Origin of the sequence: Serratia sp. PGPR-27 (genome assembly GCF_022678525.1) — a bacterium.
In the GTDB taxonomy this organism is placed as follows: domain Bacteria; phylum Pseudomonadota; class Gammaproteobacteria; order Enterobacterales; family Enterobacteriaceae; genus Serratia; species Serratia nematodiphila.
Window position 1 is genome coordinate 1 of record NZ_JALBYS010000025.1, and the last position, 14,379, is coordinate 14,379.

Sequence of the window (14,379 nt, forward strand, 5' to 3'; positions counted from 1 at the left end):
CTTCGCCCATGAAGCGGTGGCCACGCACGGTGCGCGCAGATTCGATGCCCAGCACGGTGCCCGGGATCAGATCGGCGCCCAGCAGCATCGTAACGGTGTGCACCGGACGCACGAACTGCACGTCGGAGTCGCCCCAACGCATCAGTTTCGGGATCGGCAGTTTAGCCAGCGCGGTGCTGACCATGCCGGCCAGCAGTTGTTGCGCCGACTGGCCTTTGACGTGGGCGCGGTACATCAACCACTCGCCCTTGTCAGTCACCAGGCGTTCAGCCTGATCGACGGTGATGCCGCAGCCGCGCGCCCAGCCTTCGGCCGCTTTGCTCGGTTTGCCTTCGGCGTCGAACGCCTGGGCGATCGCCGGGCCGCGTTTTTCAATTTCGCGATCGGCCTGCGCCGCGCTCAGGTTGGCCACTTTCAGCGCCAGGCGGCGCGGTGCGGCGAACCAGCTCACTTCACCGTGTTCCAGGCCGGCGTTGTCCAGCTCGGCGGTGAAGTTGGCGGCGAAAGATTCCGCCAGGGAACGAAGAGCCTTCGGCGGCAGCTCTTCCGTGCCGATTTCCACCAGGAAAGTCTGTTGAGTCATGGCTGCCTCTTAGTTCTCGTTCTTCTTGTTGCACATCGGGAAGCCCAGCGCTTCGCGGGAAGCGTAGTAGGCTTCGGCAACGGCTTTGGTCAGCGTGCGGATGCGCAGAATGTAGCGTTGGCGCTCGGTGACCGAAATCGCCTTGCGCGCGTCCAGCAGGTTGAAGGTATGACCCGCCTTCAGGATGCGTTCGTAGGCCGGCAGCGGCAGCGGTTTTTCCAGCGCCAGCAGCGATTGAGCTTCTTTCTCGTACTGCTCGAAGCAGGAGAACAGGAAGTCGACGTCGGCGTATTCGAAGTTGTAGGTGGACTGCTCCACTTCATTCTGATGGAACACGTCGCCGTAGGTGGTGACGCCCAGCGGGCCGTTGCTCCACACCAGATCGTACACGCTGTCCACGCCCTGGATGTACATCGCCAGACGCTCCAGACCGTAGGTGATCTCGCCGGTCACCGGCTTGCACTCCAGGCCGCCGACCTGCTGGAAGTAAGTGAACTGCGTCACTTCCATGCCGTTCAGCCACACTTCCCAACCCAGGCCCCAGGCGCCGAGCGTCGGGTTTTCCCAGTTGTCTTCCACGAAGCGAATGTCGTGGATGGTCGGATCCAGACCCAGCTCTTTCAACGAGCCCAGGTAGAGTTCCTGAATGTTGTCCGGCGATGGCTTAATCACCACCTGGAACTGGTAGTAGTGCTGCAGACGGTTCGGGTTTTCACCGTAGCGGCCGTCGGTCGGGCGGCGAGATGGCTGCACATAGGCGGCGGCCATCGGCTCCGGCCCCAGTGCGCGCAGGCACGTCATCGGGTGTGAGGTTCCCGCGCCGACTTCCATGTCCAATGGTTGAACGATGGTGCAGCCCTGGCGCGCCCAATAATCCTGCAGTGTCAGGATCAGGCCCTGGAAGGTCTTGGTATCAAACTTTTGCATGTTGAATTCGCACGCGATACAAGTGGATTTAGATGGAATGAGCCAGTATACCCGTTGACCGTAAGATATACAGCCAGAATCCGGCAACAAGTGCGAATCGGGGCGAGAAACGCTGGATTTTCGCGCGCGGCGCGCGCAGGACAGGGCACCGGTTAGCCGGCTAATTTCACCGGCGACGAACGGGGCGAAAATACGGCCCGCCAAAAACATTAGAATAACTTAACAAAAAACGAGACTAATCGTTGCTTAAATCGTCACTTATTCGCCCGCAGCTCCTGTTCTCACCAACCCTATTTACGCAGATTGAAATGCACACATGCTTATATTTGCCACAGGGAAAAGTTACGCCAATGTTATTTTTGTTAATTTTATCAACTAAAAAACTCGCCTCACCGGCAGATAATGTGACTAACCGCCAAATTATTTCTTATATCGTGAAAAATAAGGAGAGATCACGCGATGGGCCGCTGCAGCGACTCGAGGAGAAACAAGCGGATATGTAATACGCCAACAATGAGCCACATAAACCCATTGACAGTTAATCTTTGGTTATACAATAATAATTAAAATTTTCCCTGGTGTTGGCCAAGTGGCTACCTGATCCTTTCATAGGATCAGTTTTTTTTTGTATTTCCGTCAGCATCATGACGGCCCGCATAATTAATTCCCGCCCGCTTCCTCTTAATTAGTTTCCCTTATAAGAACGTATCGCTTACGCAATGCCATTTAGCGCGCCTTTGGCAAACGCGCTCTGCAGGCACCCCATTCAAAAACGCGCGCTGACGCCGACGTTATACATAAACTGCTCGCCGCTGCTCAGCCCGCCGGTTTGCGAGACGGTGGCGAAGGCCGATACCCTGTCCGTCAACGGCATGTTGGCCCCGAGCGTGACATCCACCCAGTTTTTGTCCTGGCCCGCACTGTCGCGAGTAAATGAGGTTTGCGTCGATTTCAGGCCGCCGCCGGCGCGGTAAACGTCGTCGCCGAACTGGTGCTGATAACTCACTTCCGCATAAGGGTTAAACACGCCGAATTGCGTATCCAGCCGCCAACCCAACGCACCGATCTGCGAGTGGTAGGTTTGATCGTTGAAGCGCATGGCGGTGCTGTCATCGCCGTCTTCGCTGTAACCGGAAACGCGGCTGTAATCCCAGGCGAACTGCGCCACCGGCCCGGTGGTCAGGTAAGAAGCGATCGGGAAGTCATAGCCGGCGGTCACGCGCGCCCCCCACTGCCTGCCGGTGGTCGAACCGGTTTCGGTGCGCGTCAGCGGCCCCAGCCGCATGCTGCGGCGGATGTCGTCATAATCCATCGTCGCATAGTGCAGATCGGCGTTGACCCAGCCGTGCTCGAATATCGCCAGTGAACTGAAAGCCGAGAACAGCAGCCCGCGCGCCTTGTAATCAAAGCGGCTGGAAGGATGCTGATCGTCGTTGGAACCGGCGATCAACGCGCCGATCAACCAGCTGTCGGTCAGCTGATAGTCCACGCCGACGGTCAGGTTGTGGGTGGTGGCGTTGCCGTCCCCCGCGGCCCGGTTATCGGCATAGTCGTAGTGCTGGCCAGCGTAACCGCCGAACACGCCCAGCGAACCCTGCGGATTGTCGCCGTTGCGCAGCTGCTGGAAACGGCTGTCGAGCGTGGCGCGGCTGTCGCGCGCCATCGCCGCCGTCGCCTGATTCAGCGCCACCACCTGCGCCGGGCCATCCAATACCGCCTGGATATAATCCGCAATCAGCAGGTGCGCCTGTGGGCTGGGGTGGAAATGGTCGGAGAACAGATAGGACTGGCCGGCGTCGAAGCCGGGCATGTCGGAACGGCAAATCGCCGAAGAAACGCCTGGCGGGCAAGCCATGCCGGCGGTGTTGGCGAAGCCGAACTGCGCCGGATTGGCGATCGCTTCGGCGAACAGCTTGTTGACGTCCACCCGCACGATATTGCCGCTTCCCTGCGCCAGCAAACGGTCTTCGCTTTGATTATAGAAATCGGTCAGCTGAGCGGCCTGCGCGCTCAGGCCGTCATACGCCGCGATAAGCTGCGCGGCGATCGCCTGCTGCACCTGAGGAATGGCGCTGCCCTGCTTCGCCGCTGCGGCCAACGCTGCGTGGATCGCCTGCGTGCGTGAAGCGTTGTCCGGCGTCGCCACCGAATTAAGCGTGGCATAGGCCGCCTGGATCGCCGCCCCCTGCACCGGTGACAGCGCCTGTTGAATGATCAATTCCATCAGCTGCGGCGTGGAGCCGATGTTCGGCACCGTCGGCACGATCACCGTGCCGGCGCCGGCGTTCAGCAGCGAATGCACCTGCGCGGCCGCCGCGGCGGCGCTGTTATAGGCCACGCCGGGCGCGGTAGCGGCATTCAGCGCCGCCGCCGCCAGATCGTTGCCGCCGATCCAATGAATATACAAACCGTCGCCGTCGGCCTGGCCATTGACCCGGTTCAGGTAACGCTGCACCTGCTCCTGGGTGTTGTCGGCCGGGTTCAGGCCCGGCACCGCCACGGCGCCGCCAGCGGCGTAGTTCTCACCGCCGTTGTCCGAAGCCACCAGCGCCGCGCCGATGCGCTGCGCCAACGCTTCGTCGTACAGCAGGTGCTGGCTGCCGTCATAGGTGAACCGGCCGTTGTTGCCGGTATCGCTCAGGCTGTCGCCAAAGACGTAGAGTTGATCGTACGCCTGAGCCGGAAGGGTCACACTGCAAAGTAACGCCACTGCAAGCGCCGCCGGGCGGGGCATGCACGTTATTTTTAGAGGCATGAATCGACTCCTGAGAGCCTGCAAATGAAGGCCATGTCGTTTTTATCGTTGGTCAGTTTTCCACCGGCCATGTAGTAACTATTGTCGGCTTTTTCGTCACGTCAAGCGGGCTGATGACAAAACAATCAGAGACTTGCCAAGTTCGGCGCTTCGAGCGATGATTACTGTTCATAAACACAGCATAAGGACATTCAGGATGGCAGACGAACGTTGCGGTTGGGTGACGGCCGATCCGTTGTATCTCGAGTATCACGACAAGGAATGGGGCGCGCCCACCACCGACGCGCGCGAGCTGTTTGAAATGTTGTGCCTCGAGGGGCAGCAAGCCGGCCTTTCCTGGATCACCGTCCTGAAAAAGCGCGAGAACTACCGCCGCGCTTTCCACGGTTTCGATCCGCAGCGGGTCGCCGCCATGACCGAACAAGACGTGGAAAACCTGCTGCAGGACAGCGGCATCATCCGCCATCGCGGCAAGATAGAAGCCATCATCACCAACGCCAAGGCCTATCTGGCGATGGAGGCGGCCGGGGAGAATTTCGTTACCTTCATTTGGGACTTCGTCGGCGGCCAGCCGCAGCTCAACCGCTGGCAAGCGCTGAACCAGGTGCCGGCCAAAACCGAGCAGTCCGACGCCATGTCCAAGGCGCTGAAAAAGCGCGGCTTCAAGTTTATCGGCTCCACCATCTGTTACGCCTTCATGCAGGCCAGCGGGCTGGTGAACGATCATCTCACGGGGTGCATGTGTTACCCAAAGCCACGGTGATCCGCCCCTGTGGCCCGGAGGATATCGAACGGCTGATGGCGCTGTGGCTGCCCAGCACCATCGCCGCCCATCCGTTCGTGGCGGAAAAATACTGGCGTGAGAGCGCCGCGCTGGTGCGGGAAAACTACCTGCCGCGCGCGCAAAGCTGGGCCTGCTGGCACGAAGGCGAGATCGTCGGCTTTATCAGCGTGCTGGACGAGCAGTTCATCGGCGCGCTGTTTGTCGATCGGGCGTTTCACGGCCGCGGCGTCGCCCAGGCGCTGATGACGCATGTGCAGCAGCGCTACCGCCGACTCAGTCTGGAGGTGTACCAACAGAACCTGCGCGCCTGTGCGTTCTACCACAAGCACGGCTTCCAGATAACGCAGCGCCTGTTCAATGATGAAACCCAGGCCTATACGCTGATCATGAACTGGCCGGCAGTCGAAAACTCAACCGGTTACGCTTAAAAAAGGCGCATCCGCACCCCGGATGCGCACAATTAGGAATCCGCTGCATGGCGCCGCCCGGCGTTTTGCCGCATAACTCCCCCAGCACTTACCCGCGCTCATCATTTGTCACGTTTTTTTCCGGAACTGCCGGCGAAACCGCGCGTCATAGGTAGCGCGGCGATGCGGGCTCCCTGCGTCACCCACTTTTTTGCGTCCCCGTTTTGGGCCGGCGCGTACAGATTCTGATGCCATTAAGGACAAGAACATGAAAAAACGCATTGCAATTATTGCCGGCGCCGTGAGCCTTACGCTCGCGCTGTCGGCCTGTACCACCAACCCTTACACCGGTGAATCCGAAGCCGGCAAATCCGGCATCGGCGCAGGCCTCGGCGCCGCACTGGGCGCCGGCGTCGGCGTGCTGTCCTCTTCCAAGAAAGATCGCGGCAAGGGTGCGCTGATCGGCGCAGCGGCCGGTGCAGCCCTCGGCGGCGGCGTAGGCTATTACATGGACGTGCAGGAAGCCAAACTGCGCGACAAGATGAAAGGCACCGGCGTCAGCGTCACCCGCCAGGGCGACAACATCGTGCTGAACATGCCGAACAACGTGACCTTCGACAGCAGCAGCGCCACGCTGAAACCGGCGGGCGCCAACACCCTGACCGGCGTCGCCATGGTGCTGAAAGAGTATCCGAAAACCGCGGTCAACGTGGTCGGCTACACCGACAGCACCGGTTCCCGTTCGCTCAACATGAACCTGTCGCAACAGCGCGCCGACGGCGTAGCCAGCGCGCTGATCACCCAGGGCGTGGCGGCGAACCGTATCCGCACCACCGGCGCCGGCCCAGACAACCCGATCGCCTCCAACAGCACCGCGGAAGGCAAGGCGCAAAACCGCCGCGTCGAGATCACGCTCAGCCCGCTGCAGTAATCCCGTGCGGGGCGCCACCTGCCCCCCGCCGCCTCCCTGCGATTTTCTCCTTACCCTTCAACATTCCCGCCCGCACATCGGGTATGGTAGTCTCCTTGGCAATTAACCGCAGGAGGGATCGGCTGTGAGCACTGTCAAGGCAACGCGCGCATCGGGACGCGCCACCATCAGCGATGTGGCCAGCATCGCCAAAACCGGCAAGACCAGCGTGTCGCGCTATCTGAATGGTGAACAACACCTGCTTTCCGACGATCTCAAACAGCGCATCGAACAGGCGATCCAGCAGCTCGACTACCGGCCAAGCCAGATGGCGCGCAGCCTGAAGGGCGGCCAGACCCGCCTGATCGGCCTGATCCTCGCCGATATCACCAACCCCTATTCGGTGGACGTGATGCGCGGCATCGAGGCCGCCTGCCGCCAGCACGGCTTTACCCTGCTGGTGTGTAATACCAACAACGAAGTCAATCAGGAACAGCACTATCTGCAGTTGCTCAGCAGTTACCGGGTGGAAGGTATCGTGGTCAACGCGGTCGGCATGCGCGAGGAAGCGTTATCCACGCTGCAACAGTCGATGCTGCCGATGGTGTTGATCGACCGCAAAATCCCCGACTTCGCCTGCGACGTGGTGGGCCTGAACAACCGCGAAGCGGCCACCGTCGCCACCGAACACCTGTTGCAACAAGGTTTCGAAGCGATCCTGTTCCTCAGCGAGCCGCTCGGTACGGTCAATACCCGCCTGGAACGCCTGCACGCCTTCAGGCATACCATGGCGCAGCACCCCGCGCTGTTGGCGGAGCAGGCCGAAACGCCGCTCAACGATCGGCAGAAACTGGAGCAGGTGCTGAGCGATTTCAGCGGCCGCCACCGCGGCATGCGCAAGGCGGTGATCTCCGCCAACGGCGCCCTGACGCTGCAGGTGGCGCGCGCCATGCGTCGGCTCGGCATCCAGTGGGGCAACGACATCGGCCTGCTGGGCTTTGACGAACTGGAGTGGGCGGAACTGGCGGGCGTCGGCATCACCACGCTGAAACAGCCCACCTACCAAATGGGGCACGCTGCGCTGGAACGGCTGGTGCATCGCATTCAGGGCCTGGCCGCCCCCAGCGGCGAGCAGATGTTCTCCGGCGAGCTGATCGTCCGCGGCTCCACCACCCGCTAACCCGCCTTTTCCGGGGCGTTAACCGTCCCGCCCTCACCGGCTGTTTTTTGCTCAGCTTCGTGATTGCGATCATATTTTTACACTCTGCCGCTTTTCGCTGGAACCGGTTCCATTTAACGTACCGGTAACAGCAGCGGCGGCGACAATGCCGCCTCAGGAGTCAAAATGAAAACAGAAATCATCGTGGTCACCGGCGCCTACGGCACCGATACCGTCAAACAACACGGCGGCCAGCGCGCGCTGTTGCCCCTCATCGCCGGCGCTGGCGCCGACGGGGTGGAGATCCGCCGCGAACTGTTCGCCGCCGGCGAGCTGGACAGCCTGCCGGTGCTGGCGCAAGAGATCGATCGCCAGCAGCTGTTCGCCGTCTACTCCGCCCCTGAGGCGCTGTTCACCCCGCAACATACGCTGAACCCCAACCTGCCGGCGCTGCTGGCGGAAGCGCAGGCGCTGAACGCGCGCCAGCTGAAGCTGTCCCTCGGTCATTTCCGCCCCGGCTTCGATTTTACCGAGCTGAAAGTGGCGCTGGAGCAACACCCGGTCAAGCTGGTGGTCGAGAACGACCAAACGCCGGACTGCGGCATTTTGTCGATGCTGAACGCCTTTTTCCACGCCGCGGAAGATAGCCATCTGCCGGTCAGCATGACCTTCGATATGGCCAACTGGCTGTGGGTGGGGCAAGACGCCTTCGCCGCCGCCGAGCGCCTGGCCCGCCACGTCGGTTACGTGCACGTCAAAGCCGCCACCCAAGGCCCGCGCGGCTGGCGCGCCGTCGCGCTGGACGATACCGACGGCAGCTGGCGCGATCTGCTGGCCCGCCTGCCGCACGATGCGCCGCGCGGTATCGAATTCCCGTTGCAGGGCGATGACCTGGAGGCCGTCACCCGTCATTACGTCAATATTTTGCGTGCGGAGTAACCCCATGATGACAACGTTAACGGCAACGACGGCGCAGCAGACGCCCCTGGATGTGGTCACGCTGGGCGAAGCCATGGCGATGTTCGTGGCGGCGCAAACCGGCGACCTGGCGGAGGTGGAAACCTTCACCAAACGCATCGCCGGCGCCGAACTGAACGTGGCGATCGGCCTGGCGCGTCTGGGCATGAACGTCGGCTGGGTCAGCCGCGTCGGCAATGACTCGTTCGGCCGCTTCGCCCTGCAGCAGCTGAAAAAAGAAGGCATCAACTACCGGCAGGTGACGGTCGATGGCCACTATCCGACCGGTTTTCAGGTGAAATCCAAAACCACTGATGGTACCGATCCCAGCGTGGAATACTTCCGCAAGGGCTCGGCGGCCAGCCACCTGTCGATTGCCGATTTTAACCGCGAGTATTTCGGTTCCGCGCGCCACCTGCACCTGAGCGGCGTGGCGGCGGCGCTGTCCGGCGAATCGCTGGCGCTGTGCCACCATGCGGCGCGCGAGATGCGCGCCATGGGCAAAACCATTTCGTTCGACCCCAATCTGCGCCCGGTGCTGTGGCCCAGCCGCGAGGTGATGATCGAGCAGCTGAACCAGCTGGCGTTCGCCGCCGACTGGGTGCTGCCGGGGCTGAAAGAGGGGCAGATCCTCACCGGCCAATCGACGCCGGAAGGCATCGCCGATTTCTATCTGGAACGCGGCGTGCAGGCGGTGATCATCAAAACCGGCCCGGACGGCGCCTGGTTTAAAACCGCCGCCGGCGATAAGGCGGCGGTGGCCGCAGTCAAGGTCGACAACGTGGTGGATACCGTGGGGGCGGGTGATGGCTTTGCCGTCGGCACCCTCAGCGCCCTGCTGGAAGGCAAAACGCTGGTACAGGCGGTGCAGCGTGGCAACAAAATCGGTTCGCTGGCGATCCAGGCCATCGGCGACAGCGAAGGCCTGCCGACCCGCGCGGCGCTGGCCGAATAACAATAAAAAAACGACTTCTCCGCATGACGTTAGCCTCTGGCCCTACAACCGGGAAGCGTCGGGAGAGCATCTGCCCCTTCTTCTGGCATCCGGGCGAAGGGGATGCAACACCACTGAAGGATACTGAACATGAACAAAGCGACTGTCGCGGCCAAACGCTGGTGGTACATCATGCCCATCGTGTTTATCACCTACAGCCTGGCCTATCTCGATCGCGCCAACTTCAGCTTCGCCTCCGCCGCCGGCATCAATGAGGATCTCGGCATCACCAAGGGCATGGCCTCGCTGCTGGGCGCGCTGTTTTTCCTCGGTTATTTCTTCTTCCAAATTCCCGGCGCCATCTACGCCGAACGCCGCAGCGTCAAAAAATTGATCTTCTGGTGCCTGATCCTGTGGGGCGGTTGCGCCTCGCTGACCGGCGTGGTGAGCAATATCCCGATGTTGGCCGCCATCCGCTTTATCCTCGGCGTAGTGGAAGCGGCGGTGATGCCGGCGATGCTGATCTACATCAGCAACTGGTTCACCAAATCGGAGCGGTCACGCGCCAATACCTTCCTGATCCTCGGCAACCCGGTGACGGTGCTGTGGATGTCTGTGGTGTCAGGCTACCTGATCCACGCCTTCGGCTGGCGCGAAATGTTCATCATCGAGGGCATTCCGGCGGTTATCTGGGCGTTCTGCTGGTGGGTGCTGGCGAAAGACAAACCGGCGCAGGCCGGCTGGTTGAGCGCCGATGAGAAACAGGCGCTGCAACAGCAGTTGGACGAAGAACAGAAAGGCATCAAGGCCGTGCGCAACTACGGCGAAGCCTTCCGCTCACGCAACGTGATCCTGTTGTGCGTGCAGTACTTCGCCTGGAGCATCGGCGTATACGGCTTCGTGCTGTGGCTGCCTTCCATCCTGCGCAGCGGCATGCAGATGGGCATGGTGGAAGCCGGCTGGCTGTCGGCGGTGCCTTACCTGGCGGCAACCATCGCCATGATCGTCGTCTCCTGGGCGTCGGACAAAATGCAAAACCGCAAGCTGTTCGTCTGGCCGCTGCTGCTGATCGGCGCGCTGGCGTTCTTCGGCTCTTACGCCGTCGGCACCAACCACTTCTGGATCTCCTATGGCCTGCTGGTGGTCGCCGGCGCCGCGATGTACGCCCCTTATGGGCCGTTCTTCGCCATCATTCCGGAAATGCTGCCGAAAAACGTCGCCGGGGGCGCCATGGCGCTGATCAACAGCATGGGCGCGCTGGGTTCGTTCTTCGGTTCGTGGTTCGTCGGTTACCTGAATGGCGCCACCGGCAGCCCGGCGGCCTCTTACATGTTTATGGCCATCGCACTGGTGGTGGCGGTGGTGCTGACGCTGATCGTCAAGCCCGCCCGCAACGAGATCCAGCCACAATTGGCTTGATCCGGTTATACTTTTTCTCTGTTAACCCAACCGGGGGGGCGCCATGCCCCCTTTGGCCCAGCTGGAGTTCGTGATGAAGCCTTCTATCGTATTGTACAAAAGCCTGCCCGCCGATCTGCGTGAACGTCTGGAACAGCACTTCACCGTGCACGCCTTCAACGGCCTGCAGCCGGAGAACCGCGACGAACTGCGCCAGGCGCTGCAGCAGGCCGAAGGGATCATCGGTTCCGGCGGTAAAATTGACGAAGCTTTCCTGCAGCAGGCGCCCAAACTGCGCGCGGCCTCGACCGTTTCCGTCGGCTACGACAACTTCGACGTCGAGGCGCTCAACGCCCATAACGTGCTGCTGATGCATACCCCGACGGTGCTGACCGAAACCGTCGCCGACACCATCATGAGCCTGGTGCTGGCGACCGCGCGCCGGGTGGTGGAAGTGGCGGAGCGGGTGAAGGCCGGCGAATGGCGCGGCAGCATCGGGCCGGACTGGTTCGGCGTCGACGTGCACCACAAAACCATCGGCATCCTCGGCATGGGGCGCATCGGCCTGGCGCTGGCGCAGCGCGCGCACTTCGGCTTCGGCATGCCGGTGCTGTACAACGCCCGCCGCACGCACGAAGAGGCGGAGCAACGCTTCAACGCCCGTCGCTGCGATCTGGATACCCTGCTGGCCGAATCGGATTTCGTTTGCATCACGTTGCCGCTGACCGAACAAACTTTCCATCTGATCGGCCGCGATCAGCTGGCGAAAATGAAGAAAAGCGGCATTCTGATCAACGCCGGCCGCGGGCCGGTGGTGGATGAGCAGGCGTTGATCGAAGCGCTGCAAAACGGCGTGATCCACGCCGCCGGGTTGGACGTGTTCGAGAAAGAGCCGCTGCCGGCCAATTCGCCGCTGCTCAGCATGCCGAACGTGGTGGCGTTGCCGCACATCGGCTCCGCCACCCATGAAACCCGCTACGGCATGGCCGCCTGCGCGGTGGATAACTTGATCGCCGCGTTGACCGGCACGGTGAAAGAAAACTGCGTCAATCCGCAGCTGTTGCGGAAATAACTCAGCGCGGCCGGTGGTCTGCGGATAACCGGCCGTGTTGCTCTTCCTGCTGCGGCGCGAACAGCGCCTGCAGCTGATGTTCTTCGGCGAAGTGCTGCAATTCGGCATCCTGAATTGCCCGAACGATCTCTTCTCGCCAGTTTTTGTCCGTCATCGCTAACCTCCTTTGATGTTCATCGTTTAATCTGCCGCAGCGCGCGCGCAAAGCCAAGCCGAATCAATCCGAAAACGCTCCGCCCTTCTCCTCCTCCCCGAAAAAACCTCGCAGGGAGGAGGCCATTTTTCCGCCGTTTGCCACACTGGCGCTACCCAGCGGAAAAAACGCTTCCTGCCACGCGTAAGGAGAGCCATGAAACTGTTACCCCTGCCCTTGTTGATACTGCTGTCGCCTTCGGCGCTGGCCGGCTGGACGTTGCCGGGTTTCCCGGCCTTCGACGAAACTGCCGCCGGGCTGTTCGCCAGCCAGGCCGCGCTGCCCAAAGGCCAGCTGCCGCTACGGCTGTATCAGGATAACCGCTGCTGGCAGCCGGCCGAGGCGGTGAAGCTTAACCAAACGCTGTCGCTGCAGCCCTGTGGCGCCCATCCGCCGGTCAGCTGGCGGCAGTTCCGCGCCGGCGATTATCAGGTGCGCATCGACACCCGCAGCGGCACGCCGACGCTGCAGCTCAGCCTGAGCAGCGCGCCGGAAAGCGCCGCCGTTGCCGTGCGCAGTTGCCCGCGCTGGGACGGCAAGCCGGTCACGGTCGACGTCGCCTCCACCTTCGCCGAAGGCGAAACGCTGCGCGATTTCTATTCCGGCCAAACGGCGCAGGTGAGCCAGGGGAAAATCACGTTGCAGCCCGCCGCCGCCAGCGACGGCCTGTTGCTGCTGGAATCCGCCGCCACGGCGAAACCGGCGGCGTTCAGTTGGCATAACGCCACGGTCTACTTCGTGCTGACCGATCGCTTTGAGAACGGCAATCCGGCCAATGACCACAGCTACGGGCGCCGCAGCGACGGCCTGCAGGAAATAGGCACCTTTCACGGCGGCGATCTGGCCGGCCTGACGCAGAAGCTGGATTATCTGCAGCAGCTCGGCGTCAACGCCTTGTGGATCAGCTCACCGCTGGAGCAGATCCACGGCTGGGTCGGCGGCGGCACCCAAGGCGATTTCCCGCATTACGCCTATCACGGCTATTACGCGCTGGACTGGACGCGCCTCGACGCCAACATGGGCACCGAACAGGAGCTGCGCACGCTGGTCGAGCAGGCCCATCAGCGCGGCATTCGCATTCTGTTCGACGTGGTGGTGAATCATGTCGGCTACGCCACGCTGGCGGATATGCAAACGTTCCACTTCGGCTCGCTGTATCTGCAGGGTGCAGAGGTGGAGAAAACCCTGGGGAAAAGCTGGAACGACTGGCGCCCCGGGCCAGGGCAAAACTGGCACAGCTTCAACGACTATATCAATTTCAGCGACAAGGCGGGCTGGCGCCCATGGTGGGGGAAAAACTGGATCCGCACCGACATCGGCGACTATGACGCGCCGGGCTATGACGACCTGACAATGTCGCTGGCCTTCCTGCCGGACATCAAAACCGAAGCGCCCGGCGCCAGCGGCCTGCCGCTGTTCTATCGCCACAAACCCGACACCGCCGCTCGCGACATTCCCGGCGCCACCACCCGCGATTACCTGACCGTCTGGCTCAGCCAGTGGGTACGCGATTACGGCATCGACGGTTTTCGCGTCGACACCGCCAAGCACGTGGAAAAACCGACGCTGGCGCTGTTGAAGCAGCGCGCCACGGCGGCATTGGCGGCGTGGAAAGCGGAGCATCCGCAGCAGGCGCTGGATGACGCGCCGTTTTGGATGACCGGCGAGGCCTGGGGCCACGGGGTGATGAAAAGCGACTATTACCAAAACGGCTTCGACGCGATGATCAACTTCGATTTCCAGGACCAGGCGTCGCAGGCGCTGGGCTGCTTTGCCGACATCGATGCCACCTACCGGCAGATGGCCGAGCGGCTGCAGGATTTCAACGTGCTGAGCTATCTTTCTTCACACGACACCCGGCTGTTCTTCGCCAGCGACGCCAAAGGCTCGCAGGTGCGCCAACAGCGGGCGGCAAACCTGCTGTTGCTGGCGCCGGGGGCGGTGCAGATTTACTACGGCGATGAAAGCGGCCGCCCGCTCGGCCCAACCGGTTCCGATCCGCTGCAAGGCACCCGCTCCGACATGAACTGGCCTGAGTTGCAGGGGGAAAAAGCCTCGCTGCTGGCCCACTGGCAACGGTTGGGACAGTTCCGCGCTCGCCATCCGGCGATCGGCGGCGGCGTGCAAACCCCGCTGCCACACGCCGCCTACTACGCCTTCAGCCGCCGGCTCGGCGACGATAAGGTGATGGTGGTATGGGCCGGCGAACGGTCACAATAATCCAGCGTAATATGCTGACAATCGGCCGATGAGCGAAGCTTTTGCCCACTGGTCGATTTGTCGGCCGCATTGCAGAGGGA

Annotated in this window: 13 protein-coding genes; 9 read left to right on the forward strand and 4 right to left on the reverse strand. The window is 61.9% G+C overall.

Features of this window, described 5'->3' with window-relative positions:
- The 3 genes from MMS95_RS14785 to MMS95_RS14795 form a co-directional block, all read right to left on the reverse strand.
- The coding region (locus tag MMS95_RS14785) for a glycine--tRNA ligase subunit beta (protein ID WP_242141858.1) at nt 1-583 on the reverse strand (583 nt) is incomplete at its 3' end.
- Nucleotides 584-592: 9 nt separating this feature from the next.
- Nucleotides 593-1,510: a glycine--tRNA ligase subunit alpha gene (gene glyQ, locus MMS95_RS14790; RefSeq protein WP_004933966.1), complete on the reverse strand. Its 918-nt coding sequence runs from the start codon at nt 1,508-1,510 to the stop codon at nt 593-595.
- A gap of 766 nt (nt 1,511-2,276) precedes the next feature.
- On the reverse strand, nt 2,277-4,265 hold the full coding sequence (locus tag MMS95_RS14795; RefSeq protein WP_242141860.1) for an autotransporter domain-containing protein: 1,989 nt from the start codon (nt 4,263-4,265) through the stop codon (nt 2,277-2,279).
- Nucleotides 4,266-4,461: 196 nt separating this feature from the next.
- Here MMS95_RS14795 and MMS95_RS14800 point away from each other — a divergent pair, with 196 nt between their 5' ends.
- The 8 genes from MMS95_RS14800 to ghrB all read left to right on the forward strand — a co-directional run bounded on the left by MMS95_RS14800 (nt 4,462) and on the right by ghrB (nt 11,886).
- On the forward strand, nt 4,462-5,028 hold the full coding sequence (locus tag MMS95_RS14800) for a DNA-3-methyladenine glycosylase I (RefSeq protein ID WP_033631404.1): 567 nt from the start codon (nt 4,462-4,464) through the stop codon (nt 5,026-5,028).
- Nucleotides 5,025-5,477: an N-acetyltransferase gene (locus MMS95_RS14805; RefSeq protein WP_015376160.1), complete on the forward strand. Its 453-nt coding sequence runs from the start codon at nt 5,025-5,027 to the stop codon at nt 5,475-5,477. The genes MMS95_RS14800 and MMS95_RS14805 overlap by 4 nt, the downstream gene beginning before the upstream one ends.
- Before the next feature lie 247 nt (nt 5,478-5,724).
- The gene (locus MMS95_RS14810) at nt 5,725-6,387 is read left to right on the forward strand and encodes an OmpA family lipoprotein (protein WP_004933954.1); all 663 of its coding nucleotides are present in this window, start codon (nt 5,725-5,727) and stop codon (nt 6,385-6,387) included.
- 124 nt (nt 6,388-6,511) lie between these two features.
- On the forward strand, nt 6,512-7,546 hold the full coding sequence (locus MMS95_RS14815) for a LacI family DNA-binding transcriptional regulator (RefSeq protein WP_015376159.1): 1,035 nt from the start codon (nt 6,512-6,514) through the stop codon (nt 7,544-7,546).
- Between the two features lie 165 nt (nt 7,547-7,711).
- A complete protein-coding gene (locus MMS95_RS14820) occupies nt 7,712-8,464 on the forward strand; it encodes a xylose isomerase (protein ID WP_015376158.1) in 753 nt (250 codons plus the stop codon).
- A 7-nt stretch (nt 8,465-8,471) separates the two neighbouring features.
- Entirely contained in the window at nt 8,472-9,437 is a 966-nt protein-coding gene (locus tag MMS95_RS14825; RefSeq protein ID WP_033645233.1) for a sugar kinase, read from the forward strand.
- Between the two features lie 129 nt (nt 9,438-9,566).
- Complete coding sequence (locus MMS95_RS14830; protein WP_004933942.1) at nt 9,567-10,835, forward strand: MFS transporter; 1,269 nt, start codon at nt 9,567-9,569, stop codon at nt 10,833-10,835.
- 73 nt (nt 10,836-10,908) lie between these two features.
- On the forward strand, nt 10,909-11,886 hold the full coding sequence (gene ghrB, locus MMS95_RS14835; RefSeq protein WP_033631399.1) for a glyoxylate/hydroxypyruvate reductase GhrB: 978 nt from the start codon (nt 10,909-10,911) through the stop codon (nt 11,884-11,886).
- 1 nt (nt 11,887) lies between these two features.
- On the opposite strand, the gene MMS95_RS14840 is transcribed toward ghrB, so the two are convergent.
- Complete coding sequence (locus MMS95_RS14840; protein ID WP_015376155.1) at nt 11,888-12,040, reverse strand: hypothetical protein; 153 nt, start codon at nt 12,038-12,040, stop codon at nt 11,888-11,890.
- A 195-nt stretch (nt 12,041-12,235) separates the two neighbouring features.
- Here MMS95_RS14840 and MMS95_RS14845 point away from each other — a divergent pair, with 195 nt between their 5' ends.
- A complete protein-coding gene (locus tag MMS95_RS14845) occupies nt 12,236-14,299 on the forward strand; it encodes an alpha-amylase (protein WP_156866337.1) in 2,064 nt (687 codons plus the stop codon).
- The last annotated feature ends 80 nt before the right edge of the window (nt 14,300-14,379 follow it).